This window comes from Bradyrhizobium sp. NBAIM14, from assembly GCF_020193895.1.
In the GTDB taxonomy this organism is placed as follows: Bacteria; Pseudomonadota; Alphaproteobacteria; order Rhizobiales; family Xanthobacteraceae; genus Bradyrhizobium; species Bradyrhizobium yuanmingense.
In genome coordinates this window covers 82,246-99,504 of the sequence record NZ_JADYVQ010000011.1, presented here as the reverse complement: position 1 = coordinate 99,504, position 17,259 = coordinate 82,246, and the positions used below count along the sequence as shown (strand labels likewise).

17 protein-coding genes are annotated in these 17,259 nt (G+C 66.0%); 9 read left to right on the top strand and 8 right to left on the bottom strand.

Annotated elements, in window-relative coordinates:
• Positions 1-2: 2 nt before the first annotated feature.
• Positions 3-1,451: a cobyric acid synthase gene (locus I6F28_RS24030; protein ID WP_225141377.1), complete on the top strand. Its 1,449-nt coding sequence runs from the start codon at positions 3-5 to the stop codon at positions 1,449-1,451.
• Here I6F28_RS24030 and cobD read toward each other — a convergent pair.
• Entirely contained in the window at positions 1,440-2,405 is a 966-nt protein-coding gene (gene cobD / locus I6F28_RS24025; protein ID WP_225141375.1) for a threonine-phosphate decarboxylase CobD, read from the bottom strand. The two genes, I6F28_RS24030 and cobD, sit on opposite strands and share 12 nt — an antisense overlap.
• An 11-nt stretch (positions 2,406-2,416) precedes the next feature.
• Positions 2,417-3,358, bottom strand: coding sequence for an adenosylcobinamide-phosphate synthase CbiB (gene cbiB, locus I6F28_RS24020; protein ID WP_225141373.1), 942 nt, complete (start codon positions 3,356-3,358; stop codon positions 2,417-2,419).
• 120 nt (positions 3,359-3,478) lie between these two features.
• Here cbiB and cobU point away from each other — a divergent pair, with 120 nt between their 5' ends.
• From cobU to I6F28_RS23995, 5 genes are all read left to right on the top strand, one after another.
• A complete protein-coding gene (cobU, locus tag I6F28_RS24015; RefSeq protein WP_036035070.1) occupies positions 3,479-3,982 on the top strand; it encodes a bifunctional adenosylcobinamide kinase/adenosylcobinamide-phosphate guanylyltransferase in 504 nt (167 codons plus the stop codon).
• Positions 3,979-4,761 (top strand): adenosylcobinamide-GDP ribazoletransferase, encoded by a 783-nt coding sequence (gene cobS, locus I6F28_RS24010; protein WP_225141371.1) that lies wholly within the window; start codon positions 3,979-3,981, stop codon positions 4,759-4,761. Before cobU ends, cobS begins: the two co-directional genes overlap by 4 nt.
• A gap of 4 nt (positions 4,762-4,765) precedes the next feature.
• Positions 4,766-5,398, top strand: coding sequence for a 5,6-dimethylbenzimidazole synthase (gene bluB / locus I6F28_RS24005; protein WP_036034966.1), 633 nt, complete (start codon positions 4,766-4,768; stop codon positions 5,396-5,398).
• Between the two features lie 121 nt (positions 5,399-5,519).
• Positions 5,520-6,554, top strand: coding sequence for an ABC transporter substrate-binding protein (locus I6F28_RS24000; RefSeq protein WP_225141369.1), 1,035 nt, complete (start codon positions 5,520-5,522; stop codon positions 6,552-6,554).
• Positions 6,551-9,244 carry a hybrid sensor histidine kinase/response regulator gene (locus I6F28_RS23995; protein ID WP_225111816.1) on the top strand — a complete coding sequence of 898 codons (2,694 nt, stop codon included), beginning with the start codon at positions 6,551-6,553 and terminating at the stop codon, positions 9,242-9,244. The genes I6F28_RS24000 and I6F28_RS23995 overlap by 4 nt, the downstream gene beginning before the upstream one ends.
• 189 nt (positions 9,245-9,433) lie before the next feature.
• On the opposite strand, the gene I6F28_RS23990 is transcribed toward I6F28_RS23995, so the two are convergent.
• Both I6F28_RS23990 and I6F28_RS23985 read right to left on the bottom strand, forming a co-directional pair.
• Positions 9,434-9,961 (bottom strand): DUF3224 domain-containing protein, encoded by a 528-nt coding sequence (locus I6F28_RS23990; RefSeq protein WP_225141367.1) that lies wholly within the window; start codon positions 9,959-9,961, stop codon positions 9,434-9,436.
• Between the two features lie 358 nt (positions 9,962-10,319).
• Complete coding sequence (locus I6F28_RS23985) at positions 10,320-11,249, bottom strand: LysR family transcriptional regulator (protein ID WP_225141365.1); 930 nt, start codon at positions 11,247-11,249, stop codon at positions 10,320-10,322.
• Between the two features lie 128 nt (positions 11,250-11,377).
• On the opposite strand from I6F28_RS23985, the gene I6F28_RS23980 reads away from it, so the two are divergent.
• Both I6F28_RS23980 and I6F28_RS23975 read left to right on the top strand, forming a co-directional pair.
• Positions 11,378-12,316, top strand: coding sequence for a ring-cleaving dioxygenase (locus I6F28_RS23980; RefSeq protein WP_057030006.1), 939 nt, complete (start codon positions 11,378-11,380; stop codon positions 12,314-12,316).
• Positions 12,313-12,939 carry an alpha/beta hydrolase gene (locus I6F28_RS23975; protein WP_225141363.1) on the top strand — a complete coding sequence of 209 codons (627 nt, stop codon included), beginning with the start codon at positions 12,313-12,315 and terminating at the stop codon, positions 12,937-12,939. The genes I6F28_RS23980 and I6F28_RS23975 overlap by 4 nt, the downstream gene beginning before the upstream one ends.
• Before the next feature lie 40 nt (positions 12,940-12,979).
• Here I6F28_RS23975 and I6F28_RS23970 read toward each other — a convergent pair whose 3' ends face one another.
• On the bottom strand, positions 12,980-13,954 hold the full coding sequence (locus I6F28_RS23970) for a magnesium transporter CorA family protein (RefSeq protein WP_036005440.1): 975 nt from the start codon (positions 13,952-13,954) through the stop codon (positions 12,980-12,982).
• An 84-nt stretch (positions 13,955-14,038) separates the two neighbouring features.
• Here I6F28_RS23970 and I6F28_RS23965 point away from each other — a divergent pair, with 84 nt between their 5' ends.
• A complete protein-coding gene (locus I6F28_RS23965; RefSeq protein WP_225141361.1) occupies positions 14,039-15,058 on the top strand; it encodes an arginase family protein in 1,020 nt (339 codons plus the stop codon).
• Positions 15,059-15,085: 27 nt separating this feature from the next.
• Here I6F28_RS23965 and I6F28_RS23960 read toward each other — a convergent pair whose 3' ends face one another.
• The 3 genes from I6F28_RS23960 to styA all read right to left on the bottom strand — a co-directional run bounded on the left by I6F28_RS23960 (position 15,086) and on the right by styA (position 17,235).
• A complete protein-coding gene (locus I6F28_RS23960; protein ID WP_225141360.1) occupies positions 15,086-15,613 on the bottom strand; it encodes a flavin reductase family protein in 528 nt (175 codons plus the stop codon).
• Entirely contained in the window at positions 15,613-15,915 is a 303-nt protein-coding gene (locus I6F28_RS23955; RefSeq protein ID WP_225141359.1) for an EthD family reductase, read from the bottom strand. Before I6F28_RS23955 ends, I6F28_RS23960 begins: the two co-directional genes overlap by 1 nt.
• Before the next feature lie 69 nt (positions 15,916-15,984).
• Positions 15,985-17,235, bottom strand: coding sequence for a styrene monooxygenase subunit StyA (gene styA, locus I6F28_RS23950; RefSeq protein ID WP_225141358.1), 1,251 nt, complete (start codon positions 17,233-17,235; stop codon positions 15,985-15,987).
• Positions 17,236-17,259: the final 24 nt, after the last annotated feature.

Here is a 17,259-nt window from a genome sequence, read left to right as displayed (position 1 = left end):
CAATGGCACGCGCATTGATGATTCAGGGCGCCGGCTCGGACGTGGGCAAGTCGCTCATCGTCGCCGGCCTCGCGCGCGCCTTTACGCGCCGTGGTCTGCGCGTGCTGCCGTTCAAGCCGCAGAACATGTCGAACAACGCCGCGGTCACCGTCGATGGCGGTGAGATCGGCCGCGCCCAGGCGCTGCAGGCCCTCGCCGCCGGTGTCGAGCCGCACACCGACATGAACCCGGTGCTGCTCAAACCCGAGACCGATGTCGGCGCGCAGGTCGTGGTCCACGGCAAGCGCATCGCGACCGCACGCGCGCGCGACTACGCGGCGATGAAACCGTCGCTGATGGGCGCGGTGCTGGAGAGTTTCGAACGGCTGAAGGAGCGCGCCGATCTGGTGCTGGTCGAAGGCGCCGGCAGCCCGGCCGAGGTGAATTTGCGCAAGTCCGACATCGCCAATATGGGCTTTGCCCGCAAGGCGAATGCGCCGGTCGTGCTGGTCGGCGACATCGACCGTGGCGGTGTCATCGCCCAGCTGGTCGGCATCAGGACGGTGATCGACCCCGACGATGCCGCGATGATCTCTGGCTTCGTCATCAACAAGTTCCGCGGCGATCCCACGCTGTTCGACGACGGCTACAGGCTGATCGAGCAAAAGACCGCATGGCGCGGCCTCGGCGTGCTGCCCTGGTTTCCGCGCGCCGGTGAGCTGCCGGCCGAGGATGCGCTCGGCCTGCGCGACGCCCGCAGGCCGGGCCAGTGCAAGATCGCCTGCCTTGCGCTGTCGCGAATCGCCAATTTCGACGATCTCGATCCGCTCAAGCTCGAGCCTGGTGTCGATCTCGTGATGGTGCATCCCGGTGAGGCGATCCCGGGCGACGTGCGCCTCGTCATCATTCCTGGCTCCAAATCCACCCGCGGCGACCTCGCATTCCTGCGCGCGCAGGGCTGGGACATCGACCTGCTCGCGCACCACCGCCGCGGCGGCCACGTGCTCGGCCTCTGCGGCGGCTATCAGATGCTGGGACGCAGCGTCGCCGACCCCGAAGGCATCGAAGGGCCTGCGGGCGACACGCCGGGCCTCGGGCTTCTCGATGTCGAGACGGTGATGAGCCCGCAAAAGACCCTCACGCGCGTCGCGGCCGTGCATGCCGCGACGGATCAGCCGATCCAGGCTTACGAGATCCACATCGGCCGCACCGACGGCCCGGATCGCGCCCGTCCCTTCGCGAGGCTGGACGGCGAGCCTGAAGGCGCGATCTCGCGCGACGGCCGTGTGCAGGGCAGCTATCTGCACGGCCTGTTCACGTCGGATGATTTCCGCAAGGCCTACCTCGCCAAGCTCGACATTCCCGCGGGCGACGAGCCCTATCACGCCAGGGTCGAGAGCGCGCTCGAGGCGCTGGCCGATCACATCGAAAAGCATCTCGACGTCGAAGGCCTGCTCGCGCTAGCGCGCTAGGGCCTCGGCAAGGCGCGTCCATTCGGCTTCGCTGCCGGGGAGCCCGAGGCGCAGCCATGTCGGCTGTTGCGCGAAGACGCGGGACCAGATGTGGACGCGCGCGAGCCTTTCCTGTGCAGCCAGTGCGTCAGGCGTTTCGTACAAGCGAAACAGCGACGTGCCGCCGATGAGCCGCCAGCCTTGCGCATGCGCCAATGCGTCGAGGCGAACACAGTCGCGCGCGAGCCGCGCCGACGTAACCTCGGTCCAGGCCTCATCGCGCAAGGCACGGCAGCCGATTTCGATCGCCGCGCCCGAAACAGGCCATGGACCCGACACGGCGGCAAGCTTGTCGATGTCGGCGGCATGACCGATGGCGAAGCCGAGCCGCAGGCCGGCCAAGCCATAAAACTTTCCGAACGACCGCAGGATCAACAGTCCCGGTCGATCCGCGTCGGGTGCAAGCGACAATTGCGGAATCGGGTCCGCAAAGCTCTCGTCTACGACGAGACGGCCGACGCGCGGCAACAGCGCGAGCAGATCCTTGCGCGAATGGCACCGCCCGTCGGGATTGTTGGGATTGACGACGATGGCGAGGTCCGCACCCGCCAGCGCATCGAGCTCGGCAACCTCCTGGACGTCCCGGCCGGCGGCCGACAGGACGCCGGCATATTCATTGTAGGTCGGCGCGAGGATACGCGCGCGCCCGGGCGCCGCGAGTTGCGGCAGCAATTGAATGGCGGCCTGAGCACCGCCCATCGCAACGATCGGTGCGCTCGTGCGGTAGCCGTGCCGCGCCGCCTGATGCAATGCCTCGATCTCGGCGCGTGACGGCAGCGCGCTCCACGCGCGTGCGCTTACCTCGCCCACGGGATAGGGCATCCGGTTGATCCCGGTCGACAGATCGATCCAATCCTCTGCGCGTCCGCCGAAACGCCGCTGGGCCAGATCGAGATTTCCACCGTGCTCGCGCATGCCCCGTTGTTTCACGCGAAAGCCAGGATCGCAAGCACGCCGCCGACCAGCAGCATGGCGCGGCGATAGACTGTCAGCGCCTCGGTGATATCGGCGGCGCGCGGATCGCGCGCACCCTCGTTCAGCCAGGGCTCGTTGGTCGCGTTGCCGTGATAGATGCGGGGGCCGCTGAGCCGCACGCCGAGTCCGCCCGCCATCGCCGCTTCCGGCCAGCCGGCATTGGGCGAGCGATGCCGGCGCGCATCGCGCGTCATGCACGCCAGCGCGTCCGATCTTCGCGGCGCCAGCAGCACGACCAGAAATCCGGTCAGCCGCGCCGGGATGAAATTGGCGACATCGTCGATGCGCGCTGCCGCCCATCCAAAGGCTTCGTGCCGTTCGCTGCGGTGGCCGATCATGGAGTCCAGCGTGTTGATCGCCTTGTAGCCGAGGATACCGGGCAAGCCTAACAGCGCGCCCCAGAACACCGGCGCGACGATGCCGTCGGAAGTGTTTTCGGCAAGACTCTCGATCGCCGCGCGCGCGATGCCGGCGTCATCGAGGCTTGCGGGATCGCGGCCGACGATGCGCGAGACCGCTTCGCGCGCGGCGGCAACGTCGCCGGCCAGCAAGGGCATGGCGACGGCAGCCACATGATCATGCAGCGAGCGCAGCGCGACCAATGGCCAGGCCAGGATGCCAATCAGCACGATCTGGACCCAACCCGAAGGAAGCAGTGATTGCAGCGCCCAGCCGAGCGCTACGGAGAGCGCGATCACCGCAAGCGCGCCGGCGACGCCCGCGGCTCGGCGCAACGCCGGCGGATCGGACGCGCGATTCAAGGCGGTGTCGATGCCGGCAATCAGCCCGCCCAGCCAGGTGACGGGATGCCCGATCCGCGCGAACAGCCAGGCCGGCCAGCCCAGAAGGGCATCCACCGCCATCGCCACCACCATCGCGCCCGCAAAGTCCACATCTAGCTCCTGTCCCGCCCCTGTTGCGCAAGACGGCGGCTGAGCGCAAGCCCCTCGCCGCCTGATTTCGGCTTTGTCTTTGGCCGCGTTTGATGATTAGTGCTGCCGCAGGAGACCTTCATGGCCGTCATCTTGATCACCGGTGGGGCGCGATCGGGCAAGAGTACCCGGGCCGAAGCGCGCGCGCGCAGCTTTGCCGGCCAGCCCGTCTACGTCGCGACGGCCGAGGCGCTCGATGGCGAAATGCAGGAACGCATCGCAAGACATCGCGCGCGGCGCGGAGCCGATTGGATCGAGCGCGAGGTGCCGCTCGATCTTGTGCCCGCGCTGCTCTCGACCGAAGGCGGCGGCGCAAGGCTCGTGGACTGCCTGACGCTGTGGCTCTCCAACCTGATGCATGCGGCGCGCGATTGGGAGCGAGACGTAAGAGAGCTCGCCGACACGCTGCCCCGCCTCAACAGCCCCGTCGTGCTCGTCACCAACGAGGTCGGCCTCGGCATCGTGCCCGACAATGCGCTGGCGCGCAGCTTCCGCGATGCCGCCGGAATCATGAACCAGATCATTGCCGGTGCCGCCGACGAGGTCGAGTTCGTCGTCGCCGGCCTGCCGTTGAAGCTGAAATGATCCCGCGCGCCGAGCTTCTCAAGGACATCCTCGCCGATCTCAAGATGGCGACATCGTTCGTGACGATCCTGCCGGTGGCATCCTCGAAGCCTGCGGGCGACGGCGCCGTTGCGCGGGCAACGTGGGCGCTGCCGGTCGCGGGGCTGCTGGTCGGCCTCGCCGGCGCCCTCACTTACAAGATCGCCATTCGCTTCGGACTGACGCCGAGCCTTGCCGCCCTCCTCGTGCTAGCCACGACCGCCCTCATCACCGGCGCGCTGCACGAGGACGGACTTGCCGACACCGCGGACGGCCTCGGCGGCGGCCGCACGCGCGAGCGCAAGCTCGAGATCATGCGCGACAGCCGGATCGGGACCTATGGCGTCTGCGCCCTGATCCTATCGTTCGGCCTGCGCTGGAGCGCGCTTGCGACGATCGCAAATCCATGGGCCGTCATGCTCGCGCTGTGCGCGGCGCACGTTGCTGCCCGTGCCGGCCTGCCGGCCTTCATGTCGCTAGTCCCGTCGGCGCGGCCTGATGGCCTCTCTGCCGGCGCCGGGGCGCCGCCCGGGCGCAGCGTGGCCATAGCCTTCGCGCTTGGAACGCTTGCGCTTGCCCTGACGTTGGGGCCGGGCAAGGCGCTGGTCGGCCTGATCCTGCTGTCACTGGCCGGCCTGCTGCTGGCGCGGCTTGCCATCCGCCAAATCGGGGGGCAGACCGGCGACATCCTCGGCGCGTTCGAGCAGACGGGCGAGATCCTGATCCTGCTGGTGGCGGCGTCCTTCCAAATGGGGCGATGACCTCATGGTCGAGTTCGACGATAGCTTCCGCCAGCACTTACGCGAGCTGTTCGTGTGGCGCCGCGACGTGCGCCGCTTCCGCAGCGATCCGCTGCCGGAGGGGGCGATCGATCGCCTGATCGAGACCGCCTGCCTCTCGCCTTCGGTCGGCCTCAGCCAGCCCTGGCGCTTCGTGATCGTCAATGATACTGCAACGCGCCGCGCCGTGGTCGAAGATTTCAGGACGTGCAATGCCGACGCGCTGAGCTGCTACTCCGGCGACCGCGCCGCACGCTATGCCACCTTGAAACTGTCCGGCCTCGAGCAGGCGCCCGGCCATCTTGCCGTGTTCGCCGACAAGGGCAGCGACATCGGCCACGGCCTCGGCCGCGCGACCATGCCTGAAACGACGGAATATTCCGTGGTCGCCGCCATCACCGCGATGTGGCTCGCCGCCCGCGCCGAGGGCATCGGCCTCGGCTGGGTGTCGATACTGAACCCTGCGCGCATGCACGCTGTTCTCGACGTGCCTGACAGCTGGAAGTTCATCGCCTATCTCTGCATCGGCTATCCCGAGATCGAGTGCGACCGGCCCGAGCTGGAGCAGGCGAAATGGGAGCAACGGCGCAGCGCGGACGCGTTCACGCTGCGGCGCTAGGCCGCCGGGCACCAGATCGAAAGCCTGCGAACGAACATTCACATGCGCCTTTCGCCGATTGTGGGCACCCCGCTTTCGCGCTAAGCATCGAGCAAAGCAAGGCGATCGTGCAACTTAGTCCATGACGGGGCGATCTTTCGTTTCCTCGGCGGTCAATCGCCGCGGCTTCATTCGCCTCGCGACTGCGTCGGTCGCGGGATCGATCGCGCTCGGCGCAACCGACAATCGCGTGCGGATCGTCGCCTCGCTCACCGCATTGCCGCTCGACGACGAGCTGACCAGACGCGGCATGATCGACAGCGCAAGCTCTCGCCTGGGCAACCTCGTCGCCGGCTTGCGGCAGCGCGGCTGGGTCGAAGGCGTCAACTTCCGCCTCGAGCTCCGTTCCACCTTCGGCGCGCCGGACCGGCTGAAGATGGCCGTCCAGGAATTGCTCGACCTCAAGCCGGACGTGATCCTGACGGGGTCGACGATCGAGACCGCCGCCGTCCTTGCCGCCACCAAGGCCATCCCGGTCGTGTTTGCGACCGCGAACGATCCGGTCGGCAACGGCTTCGTCGAAAGCCTCGCGCATCCCCGCGGCAACGCCACCGGCTTCACCAACAGCAGCGCCGAGATGGGCGGCAAGTGGCTCCAGCTGATCCGCGAGGCCGTGCCCGACGTCGCGCGCGTCGGCATCCTGTTCAACCCCGCGACCACGCCGCGCGGCGGACGCTTCTTCCTCGAATCGATCGAGCAGGAGGCTGCCGCATCCGGCGTCTCCGTGATCCCCGCGCCCGTCAACGCGCCCGCGGAGATCGACGACGCCGTCAAGCGCTTTTCCGAACTGCCCAAGGCGGCGATGGTGGCGCTGGTCGACAGCTTCCTCGTGGTCAACCGCAAGGCGGTGGTCGCGGCCGCCGCCAATTACCGCGTGCCCACGATCTATCCGTTCCATTACTTCATCGATGCCGGCGGGCTGATGAGCTACGGCCCAACGCTCGAGGTGCGCTCGGCCGATTACGTCGACCTGATCCTGCGCGGCACCAAGCCCGGCGACCTTCCAGTGCAATCGCCGCGCAAATACGAGCTGTTGATCAACCGCACGGTCGCCCGCTCGTTCGGCTTGACGATCCCGTTCACGCTGCTCGCGCGCGCCGACGAGATCCGCGAGTGAACGATCCCGGCGACCAGGAACCTTCGCGCACGCCTTCCGGCCGGCTGTTCAGGAAATATCTCTACTCGATCGTCGCCCTCGCCTTCGCCGCGCTCGCCATCAACACCAGCTTCGACGTCTGGTTCTCCTATCGCGAGCAGAAGCAGCTGCTGGCGGCGACCCAGCGCGAACAGGCCGCCTCCGCAGCGATTCAGATCGGCCAGTTCATCGGCCAGATCGAGAACCAGATCAGGTGGCTCGCGCGCCTGCCGCCGGAGCTGTCGACCCACGAGGACGAGCGGCTGAACGCCATCCGCCTCCTGCGCCTCTCGCCTGCGATCGCGGAGATCGCCCAGCTCAATTCGGAAGGCCGCGAGCAGCTGCGCGTATCGCGCCGGATCGCCGACAAGGTCGGCAGCAACGCCGATCTCTCCGCTTCAGCCGCCTTCCGCGGTGCCAATGACAGCCGGGCCTATTACGGTCCCGTCTATTTCTTCGGCGACACCGAGCCCTTCATGACGCTCGCCACGCGCGGCACCGGGCGCGCTCCCGATGTGATCGTCGCCGAGGTCAATCTGCGCTTCATCTGGGACCTCGTCACGGGAATCAGGGTCGGCAACACCGGCAAGGCCTATGTCGTCGACCGCATGGGCGTGTTGATCGCGCATCCCGATTTATGGCGGGCGCTCCAGCGCAGCGATCTCTCCGGCCATGCCGACGTCCGCGCCGCGCTCGACGGCATCGGGCCGCCTTCGGGCGGCCTCGTCAAGGAGGATCTCTCCGGCCAGCGCGTGCTGTCGACCTATGCGACCGTGCCCTCGCTCGGCTGGCTGGTGTTCGTCGAGCTGCCGCTTACCGAAGCCTACGCGCCGATCTATGCCTCGATCGGCCGCTCGACCTTCCTGCTCGTGATCCTGCTCGCCTGCGCGGTGCTGGTCTCGCTCATTCTCAGCCGGCGCATGACCGTGCCGATCCAGCTGCTGACCCAAGGAGCCAGGCGGATCGGCAGCGGCGACCTCAACTCGCGGCTCGCGATCAAGACCGGCGACGAGCTGGAGGCGCTCGGCGAGCAGTTCAACCGCATGGCGGCGCATTTGCGCGAATCCTACGCCACGCTCGAGCGCAAGGTGATCGAGCGCACCTCCGAGCTGGAGAAGGCCCGCGACCACGCGCTCGCCGAGCACGACGCCGCCGAGCGCGCGCGCCGCGCGGCGGTCGCGGCCAATGAGACCAAGTCGCGCTTCCTCGCCGTCGTCAGCCATGAGTTGCGCACGCCGCTCAACGGCGTCATGGGCGTGCTGCAACTCTTGGACGACGGCAGCCTCAGCGAGGCCCAGCGCCGCCATCTTGCCACCGCGGCGGCGTCGGGCGAAACGCTGATCGCGCTGGTCGATGCGGTGCTGGAATATGCGCGTCTCGAGGCCAGCACGGAAATGCTGGAGACGCGCGACTTCCGTCTCGACCAGTTGATCGAAGCCGCCGGCGACCTGATGCGTCCGCAAGCCCTCGACAAGGGCCTGAGCTTCGATCTCGCCTGCGATGACACGGTCGACACCGCCGCGCATGGCGATCCCGTCAGGCTCAACCGCATCCTGCTCAACCTGATCGGCAACGCGATCAAGTTCACCCCGAGCGGCGGCATCGGCGTGAGCGCGGCAACCGAGCGGCGCGGCGATCACCTCCTGCTGTGCATCATCGTGCGCGACACCGGCATCGGCATCGCGCCCGGGCTGCACGAGCGGATTTTCGAGGATTTCGTCCAGGCCGACGACAGCATCGCGCGTCGCTTCGGCGGCACCGGCCTCGGCCTTGCGATCGCGCGCCGTCTCACCCGCCTGATGCGCGGCGAGCTCAAGGTCGAGAGCGCGCCCGGCGCGGGCAGCACGTTCACGCTCGAAGTGCCGCTCGGGCTTGCCGGAAGCAGCGTGGCGCAAGGCGCGCTTGCGCCGCCGTCGCGGCAGCTCCGCGTGCTTCTGGTCGACGATGACCCCGTCAATTGCGAGGTCGGCGCAGCGATCCTGCACCGGCTCGGCCACCACACGACGATCGCCAGGAACGGCGCCGCAGCCGTCGAGCTCGCCCGCGATCAGGCCTTCGACGTCATCCTGATGGATCTGCACATGCCCGACATGGACGGCGTGGAGGCGGCCTTCCGGATCGGCGAGCTCGGACTTGCCAAGATGCCGCGCCTCATCGCCGTGACCGCCGACGTCTCCGGCCGCGCCCGCGATCGGCTTGCCGGCGCCGGCATCGCCAAGGTCGTCAGCAAGCCGATCCTGGTCAACGCGCTGCGCGAGGCGATCGAGGATGATCTGGTGGCCGAGCCGGCAGCCGCGCAACGCCCGGCGACCGAACTGATCGATCGGCCTTTCCTCGACGACCAGCGGGAGCTGCTGGGCGCCGCGCAAATCGACAAGCTCCACCATCTGCTCCAGCAGACGGGAGAACGATTGATCCACGACATCGCCGACGCCGCGGCGGCGGGCGATCACAAGCACCTCGCACGATCCGCGCATCAACTTGGCAGCGCGGCAAGTGCGCTCGGCCTCGTCCGCCTGTTCGAGCGCAGCCGCGACGTCGAGCTGGCGGCACCCGCGATGTCACCTGCCGAACTCGACAGTGCCGCACGCGAACTCGCCGAGATTCGACAGGCGTCGATGCAAGCGCTGAATGATCTGCTTGAACCTGCCGGACAGCAATCTGTCAGCTAGATTTGCGCAGGTCGGAGCTCCCAAGCGTTCTCTCCTGCGGCACCAGCGGCTGGCCAAGCGGAAAGATCAATCCCACGACTCCAGCCGGTTCTTCAGCAGGTCGCCCGGCCGGCGCTGTGTTTCCGGCCGGGCCAGCGCGCCCCCCAAGAGATCAACTACCTTCGTGCGGGACCTGTTTAGCATTCGCTATCACGAGCCCGAAGTTTTAACGACCAGCTTTATGTTGAGCAGGTTGACACCCTTGAATGGGTTCGGCGCGCTTTCGATGGTTCCCGTACCCGTTGCATTCGCGTAGGCACCAGTGCCCGACAGAATCGTGTATTCGCCCGTCGATTTGCCGTCTTTGGCCGATCCGGTGTAGCGCGCCGTAATCGAGCCTTCCTCGAACGTGTAAGTGCTATAGCCGAAGAAGGGGCCAGACCCTTTGAGCTGGTCCGAACTATTGACGAACTCTTTCACGCCGATACGGCCATCGCTGAAGACGGCCACTCCGAAGAATTTTCCGGACACGACCGTCTGTCCTTCAACGTTTGCGGCCTCTATGACCTTGAGGTCGAGCGGCTTGGTGACGAGCTTGAACTCGAGCACCCGCTCACCGGCTACGGCGGTTGACGCCGCGACGGCCAATGCCACACCAGAAAGGAAAAAGGTGAGAGACTTCCGCATAGCTTCCTCCTGCGCTTGTTGAAACCAAGTCGAGAAGTGCGGGCGACTCATCGAGCCAGGCTCTTCGCGGTGGCACGGAAGAGAGCCCTCGGCAACGCCCGACAGCGGCTGAACTCTCTCTGTCCTGAGGCGAAGTCGGGACGCGAATATGAGTCCCAAGCCACGGGAAGAAAGTTCAAGTCTCCGTTGCGATATAATCTTATCCAGCCACTGCGCGGGACTCTCAGCAGAGGCACAATCATCATGGCCTCTGCTGGTTGCCGGACTTCATCTTATCATTCGCGCTAGAGTAATTCCGAGGAATCACTGTCAACAACGCTGACAATGGGAGAACCCATGCCACTCACAATTTCAGCGGCAGAGTCCCTAGACTGGCGCTGCGAGCCGTTGCCCCGGCAGATTCGTGGCTTCACGACCCAGCCTCCGCACGTCTGCGCCCGCCAACTTCCTCATCCTCCCGCCCGAACCGCTCGACCAGGAAGTCGATGAACAACCGCACCTTCACGGACAGGTGCCGCGTCGGCGGATAGACCGCATAGAGCGCCAGCGGCGGCGCGGAATAATCATCCAGCACTGTCCGCAACTCGCCTTTCCGCAACGCATCGGCCGCAATGAACTCCGGCAGCAGCGCCAGTCCCCTGCCCTTGATGGCGACATCGCGCAGCACCTCGGCATTGTTGACGCAGAGCGACCAGGCCGGCTGGATCCAGTGGTCGCCGTCGCGGCCGGTGAGCTTCCACTGATTACCCGTGAGCAGGAAGCCGTAGGTCAGCGAAGCATGCTCGCGCAGATCCTGCGGATGCTTCGGCGTGCCGTGCCGGGCGAGATAATCCGGCGACGCGCAGATCATGCGCCCCACCGGCATGATTTTGCGCGCGATCAGGCTCGACGATTCCAGCTCCGCGATCCGCAACGTCACGTCAAAGCCGTCCTGCACGGGATCGAGCAGATCGTCGCTGAGCACGATCTGGAGCTGCAGCTCCGGGAAGCGCGTCATGAAATCGGCGAGGACCGGCCCGAGCCGCATCGTGCCGAACGACATCGGCGCGTTGACGCGGAGCAGTCCCCGCGGCGCCGATTGCGCCTGCGTCACCGCCTGGTCCGCCGCTTCGATCTCCGAGAGGATCACGACCGCGCGCTCGAAATAGCGCTGGCCGTTCTCGGTCGGGCTGGCGTGCCTTGTGGTGCGGTTCAGAAGCTGGACCCCGAGGCTCTCCTCGAGGTCGGCGATGTATTTGCTGATCGCCGAGCGCGACAGCCGCAGCTGCCGGCCGGCCTCGGCAAAGCTGCCGCTTTCCACCACCTTCACGAAGGCCCGGAGGCTGCCGAGCTTATCCAAGGGATCGCCCCGTCGACTGTTTCCAAATCGTAGACATAGCCGTCATATTTGCATGGATTGTCTCCAATCCAAAGCGGAACGATATTTCCGGCCAGAGCAAGACCGCTCCCCGAATTTGGAGGACGACAATGTCTGGACTGCACCATGTCACCGCGATTGCTGGCGATCCCATCCGCAATTTCGGCTTCTACACGCGGGATCTTGGCCTGCGCTTCGTCAAGAAGACGGTCAATTTCGACGATCCCGGCACCTACCACTTCTATTATGGCGACGAGACCGGCCGCCCCGGCACCATCTTGACCTTCTTTCCGTGGGCCGGCGTCTCGGCCGGCCGCCGCGGCGTCGGCGAGACCCATCAGACCGCCTTCCGCGTTCCGCAGCGCTCGCTCGGCTACTGGACGCAGCGCTTCACCGAGAAGGGCATTCGGTACGAGGCGCTGGAGAAGCGCTTCGGCGAGTCCGTCCTGCCGTTCACCGATCCTGATGGCATGGCGCTCGCGCTGGTCGGCATTCCCGGTGCCGAAAACGAGCCGGGCTGGAGCAATGGCGACGTGCCGGCCGAGCATGCGATCCGCGGCTTCCACGGCGTGACCCTGCTGCTCGACAGCGCGGCGAAGACGGCGGCCATCCTCACCGACGTGTTCGGCTTCAAGGAGAGCGGGCGTGAGGGCTCGGTGATCCGCTTCAAGGCACCCGGCGATGCAGAGGGCAGCGTCGTCGACATCTACGAGGCCAAGGGCTTCTTGCGCGGGCACCAGGGCGGCGGTTCGGTGCACCACATCGCCTTCCGCGCGGCCGACGATGCCGAGCAGGGCCAGATGGCCGAGAGGCTCGTGAGCAATCACGGCCTGCACCCGACCGAGCAGCGCGACCGCAACTACTTCCGCTCGATCTACTTCCGCGAGCCTGGCGGCGTGCTGTTCGAGATCGCGACCGACATCCCCGGCTTCGCGGTCGACGAGCCCGTGGCGAGCCTCGGGCGCGAGCTGAAGCTGCCTGCTTTCCTCGAACCGCACCGTAAGCAGATCGAGGGCGTTCTGCCGAATCTGGAAGAGACCGCGTCATGACGGAGACTGCATTCATCCATCGTTTCGAGCCCGCAGGCGACGCGGGCTCTCCACCTCTGCTGCTGCTGCACGGCACCGGCGGCGACGAGAACGACCTGCTCGGCCTCGGCAAGATGATCTCGCCGGGCTCCGCCCTGCTTTCACCCCGCGGCCGCGTGCTCGAGCACGGCATGCCGCGCTTCTTCCGCCGTCTCGCCGAAGGCGTGTTCGACGAGGAGGACGTGCGCCGTCGCGCGCACGAGCTGGGCGAGTTCGTCACAGAGGCGCGGCAACGCTACGGCCTCGCCGCGCCGATCGCAGTCGGATTCTCCAACGGCGCCAACATCGCGGCCGCGCTGTTGCTGCTGCAGCCGGACGTGCTGGCCGGCGCAATCCTGCTGCGCGCGATGGTGCCGTTGTCGGATCCGCCCAAGGCTGCGCTCGGCGGCAAGCCGGTGCTGCTGCTCTCCGGGCAGGCTGATCCAATCGTGCCGGCGAGCAATTCGGCACGGCTCGCCGCACTGCTGTCGCAGGCAGGTGCGAGCGTCACCCACAAGGTGCTGCCGGCAGGCCATCTATTGTCGCAAGCTGACGTGACGCTCGCCCGCGACTGGATCAGCAAGGCGGACGCCAAGGCCGCATGATCGAGCAGCGGCGCATCGTTTGAACGATGCGCCGCTGCCATCACTCGAACCAGCCGCGCCGCTTGAACCAGATCAGCGGCAACAGGCCGCTGGCGATGATTGCGAGCCAGGCCAGCGGATAGCCGAAGCTCCAGTCCAATTCGGGCATGTGCTTGAAGTTCATGCCCCAGACGCCGACCATGATGGTTGGCGGCACGCCGACGACTGAGACGATCGTCAGGATCTTGAACAGCTCGTTCTGCTGGATGTTGATGAAGCCGAGCACGGCATCGAGCAGCAGCTGGATCTTGTCCGACAATCGCGTCTCGTAATCGCTGAGCGAGACGACGTCCTTGGACACGGCTTCCAGACGCTTCTTCGAGGATGCCGTGATCCACTCGCTGCCGACGTCGCCGGCAAACGCGGCAACGCGGCCCACCCCGAGCAGGACATCGCGCGCCTTGGCGAGCCGGTCGGCCAGCTCGCCGACAGTCTCCAGGGCCTCCCGCATCCTGCGGCTGGAGCGCACCGGGCGCTGGGTGCGCACCAGCCCGCCCCTAAAGACACCGCGCGAGAGCTGGTCGACCTTGCCGCCGAGATGCTCCAGGACATCGGCGCCGCGATCGATCATGGCCTCGAGCAGGCTGACGAACACGCACATGCCGTTCTCCAGGCTGTCATCGGAGCCGATGCGCTTGCCGATGTCGTCGAAGATCGGCAGCTCTGCGAAGCGCACCGTCACCAGCACATGCGGACCGATGACGAAGCCCACCGGCGTGATCTCGGCCTCGTCGGCCTCGGTGACCCGGACCGCGGGCGAACTGAGATAGAGCGTGCCGTGGTCGAAGATCAGGCGGCTCGACGCCTCGATCTCGCTGAGCGAGTCTTCCGAGGGAATGCGGATGCCGAGCAGCCGCTCGACGAACTGCTTTTCCTCGTCGGTACCGTTTAGAAGATCGGCCCAGATGACCTCCGTGGGCATTTCCGCGCCGATGCCGTGCCAGTCGTCGGACGGCCACCTGTAAAGTCTGAGCAAGAACCGAACTCCGTGGCCGCATCGTCATGCCGGATGGCGCCGCCGACTAACGCATGAGAGTTCCAGACGTTCAAGACCCTCCAAGTGACAGCGGCATTCCAGGGGACAACGAGATACCGACCGGAACACGGTCGAGCGATGCACGTTGACGGACGCGCGGGTGATCCATGGATACGCGTAGTGCATCCCGACATGACGACATTCCTGGGTGTTGAGGCCTGCGACCTGACCGCCCCACCGCCGGCGGCCGACGCGATCCTGTTCGGCGCGTCGGATGCCACCCCGTACCTCGCAGGTCAGACCAGCCATGCCGCAAGAGCGCCCGACGGCATCCGTCGCGCGCTGCGTCACTATGAGAGCGATCTCACCCGCTGGGATTTCGATCAGGACGCCGAGCTGCTCGATCCGAGCAAAATGACGGTCTTGGACGGTGGAAACGTCCCGACCGACCCAATGACTCCGGAGAGCAACCGTGATGCCATCAGAGCAGCCACGCAGGCCGTCCTTTCGGTCGGCGCCGTTCCGATCCTCCTGGGCGGTGATGATTCCGTCCCCATTCCTTTCTTCGAGGCGTTCCAGGACTGCAAGGGACTGACAGTCGTGCAGATCGACGCCCACCTTGATTGGCGGGATCAGCGAAACGGATCGGGCTATACCTTCTCCAGCACGATGCGGCGCGCCAGCGAATTGCCCTGGGTCAAGCGCATCGTGCAGGTCGGCTTGCGCGGCATCGGCGGCTCCGGTCGCGCCGAATTCGACGATGCAAAGGCGTGGGGCGCGAAGATCTTCACGGCAAGACATGTCCAGCATCACGGGATCGCAAGCGTGCTCGACGCGATCGAGGATGACGGCGAGTGCCTGATGACCATCGATTGCGACGGTCTCGATCCATCGGTCATCCCCGGCGTGCTCGTCCCACAGCCCGGCGGCCTGTCCTATTTCGACGTTGTCGATCTCATACGGGGTGTCGCGGCAAAGTCCAGAATAGTCGGCCTGGACATCGTCGAATTCGTTCCCGAGCGCGATGTGCAGAATCTTGGAGCGATTGCGATCGCGCGGATCATATGCAATGCGCTGGGTTGCATTGGGAGACGGAAGGTATAGTGGTTCACCCTTCCGAGCACAGTCGTCTCAGGTCCACCATCCGTCACCGGGATAGGCAACACGATCCGCGGAAGAGATTTCCATCCCGACGCCCCTTCGAAGACGGCTGGCGTAGAATGCGAGAGGTGTTCCCTCGTTGTGCCGGCACCAGCGCACCTCGCCGATGAAGAGCGTGTGGTCAGCGATATCGATCGATTGGACCACCTCGCAGGCGAACTGCGCGATCGCCTGCGGGAGCACGAAAAATCCTTGGCGAGCGACGAGCGGCGGAGCGTCGCGCAACAAGGGCCTTCCGGCGAAGTGCGCGCAGAGCGCAGCATCTTCCGCATGCAGGACATTGACGGAATAGATGCCGGACTTGGCCACAGCCTGCCAAGTCCGCCCGTGCATGAGAGAGACAAGCACAGTTGGCGGATCCGCCGAAACAGTCGTGAAGCTGTTGGCGGTCATGCCGAGCGGCGCGCCATCCTCATCGACGGTCGCGACGACCGTAATGCCCGTCGCGAACCGCGATGCGGCTGCCCGAAAACCGGCCGGTTCGGCAACGTGACCCATTACGCGCCTTCGATCTTGAAATGGCAGAGCGTCGCACCCTTGGGCGAATAGTTCGGCACGTCGGCTGCGACCTTCCGGCCGATGCTTGAGCCGAGCGCCGCGTCCATCGCAGCCGCATCGGAGAAGAATGCCTGGAAGATGCAGAACGGCGCCTCCCCCGGTCCGAGTCGTTGGGGGAAAGCGTAATGATGACGCACCAGACCAGGGAGCGTCGCTGCCAGGGGGGCATGCTTGTCGACGTAGTAGGCCCTGAAGGCCGATGGATCGTCGGGCGTCGGGTAAAGAACGGTCAGGCAATGCATTGGTGTTCCTCTCAGACATGGTTCAGCATCCGCCCAGGAGCGGAACTGAGTCCGTACGGCGGTTCGTCGTCAGGCGGCGATCCTGCCGCTTCTATCGATCCAGGCGTGGATGCGTTTGTCGCTCGCCAGACGATCCCACTGGCGCTCCGGATAATTGAAGTTCTCGGTGAACTCGTCGCAAAGCTCCCGGTCCTGCGACATGGCGAAGATCAGCCGGCCCATGGCTTCCGATGGCGGCTGCAGCATCATGTTGGTCCAGCGGGCAGCGGCAAGCACGCGGTTCTCGCGCGCACGGTCGACGTCCTCGACGAAGCGCGCATCGAATGCCACCGCATCGGCGATCGCCTTGCCGAGCTCGAAGGCCGCATATGAGGCCATGTTGGCGCCCTGGCCCATCAAGGGATCGACGACGGAGTGAACGTCGCCCAAGGCAATGGCGAGCTTGTCGCCGTCGAAAGCTACCCAGGACTGCCGCACCGTCGGCACCACCGCGCCTTGCAGCAGGTCGAGCGGCTGGGCCAGCCCGAAGCGGTGCGTGTCGATCCGGTTGTAGGTGTGCGGATGATGCTTTTCCAGCTTGTCCAGAAGGGTCTGCCGGAATGCTGCCGGGTTGGCATCGTAGCTGAGCGAGACCAGGTCGGCCATGTCGCCGCCTGGAATGTTTTCCATCAACAGCGCCGTTTTCATCCCGCCGAAGCTCAGCGTGGGAATGACGATCATCTCGCCATGGCCGGGCGAGACGGACAGGGTGACACCGCGTGGATCGTCACCATCGGGGCTGCCGTGATCGACGCCATCGTACAGGCCGACGCAAAGCAGGCGCTGCGGCCGCGTGTACGGAGAGAGTTCGGGCCGGTGAGCGAACATGCGCCCGAGGGCGCCCTTGCCGGTGGAGACGACGAGAAGGTCGAAGCGCGAGACCAGCGCGGGGATGTCGTCATCCTGAATGCTCGCATACTCGATCAGGCCGCCACGATCCTCGAAGTCCTTCATCAGTGCCGGCAGGTAGATCCGATAATCCACCGCGCGGCTCGGCCGCTGAAATGCACCGCGGAACAGGAGCCCGCCGTCGGGGAAATTGAAGAAATGATCGTGGTGGTGATAGACCACTTGGGGATCATCCCAGTGGTTCACGCCAAGCTCGTTCTCCCGCGCGATGGTGACGCTGTGATGCGCGACGGTGTTCATCAGCCGTGTCGCCGCATACTGCTCCGGGGCGCGGTCCGTCAGCACGGTTGCCGCAATGCCCTGCTTCTGCAGGTAGAGCGCCAGATGCAGGCCGCCGATGCCGGCCCCGAGAATGCCGATCGATTTGCTCATTCGTGTCCTCCCCTGAACGCAGGA

Bases quoted from the DNA above. Each gene is read 5' to 3' on its own strand.
- I6F28_RS24000 (WP_225141369.1), top strand. From the start codon at position 5,520: ATGACGGGGCGATCTTTCGTTTCCTCGGCGGTCAATCGCCGCGGCTTC.
- cobU (WP_036035070.1), top strand. From the start codon at position 3,479: ATGGCCGTCATCTTGATCACCGGTGGGGCGCGATCGGGCAAGAGTACC.
- I6F28_RS24030 (WP_225141377.1), top strand. From the start codon at position 3: ATGGCACGCGCATTGATGATTCAGGGCGCCGGCTCGGACGTGGGCAAG.
- cobS (WP_225141371.1), top strand. From the start codon at position 3,979: ATGATCCCGCGCGCCGAGCTTCTCAAGGACATCCTCGCCGATCTCAAG.
- bluB (WP_036034966.1), top strand. From the start codon at position 4,766: ATGGTCGAGTTCGACGATAGCTTCCGCCAGCACTTACGCGAGCTGTTC.
- I6F28_RS23955 (WP_225141359.1), bottom strand. From the start codon at position 15,915: ATGCATTGCCTGACCGTTCTTTACCCGACGCCCGACGATCCATCGGCC.
- I6F28_RS23960 (WP_225141360.1), bottom strand. From the start codon at position 15,613: ATGGGTCACGTTGCCGAACCGGCCGGTTTTCGGGCAGCCGCATCGCGG.
- I6F28_RS23990 (WP_225141367.1), bottom strand. From the start codon at position 9,961: ATGAGTCGCCCGCACTTCTCGACTTGGTTTCAACAAGCGCAGGAGGAA.
- styA (WP_225141358.1), bottom strand. From the start codon at position 17,235: ATGAGCAAATCGATCGGCATTCTCGGGGCCGGCATCGGCGGCCTGCAT.
- I6F28_RS23975 (WP_225141363.1), top strand. From the start codon at position 12,313: ATGACGGAGACTGCATTCATCCATCGTTTCGAGCCCGCAGGCGACGCG.
- cobD (WP_225141375.1), bottom strand. From the start codon at position 2,405: ATGCGCGAGCACGGTGGAAATCTCGATCTGGCCCAGCGGCGTTTCGGC.
- I6F28_RS23980 (WP_057030006.1), top strand. From the start codon at position 11,378: ATGTCTGGACTGCACCATGTCACCGCGATTGCTGGCGATCCCATCCGC.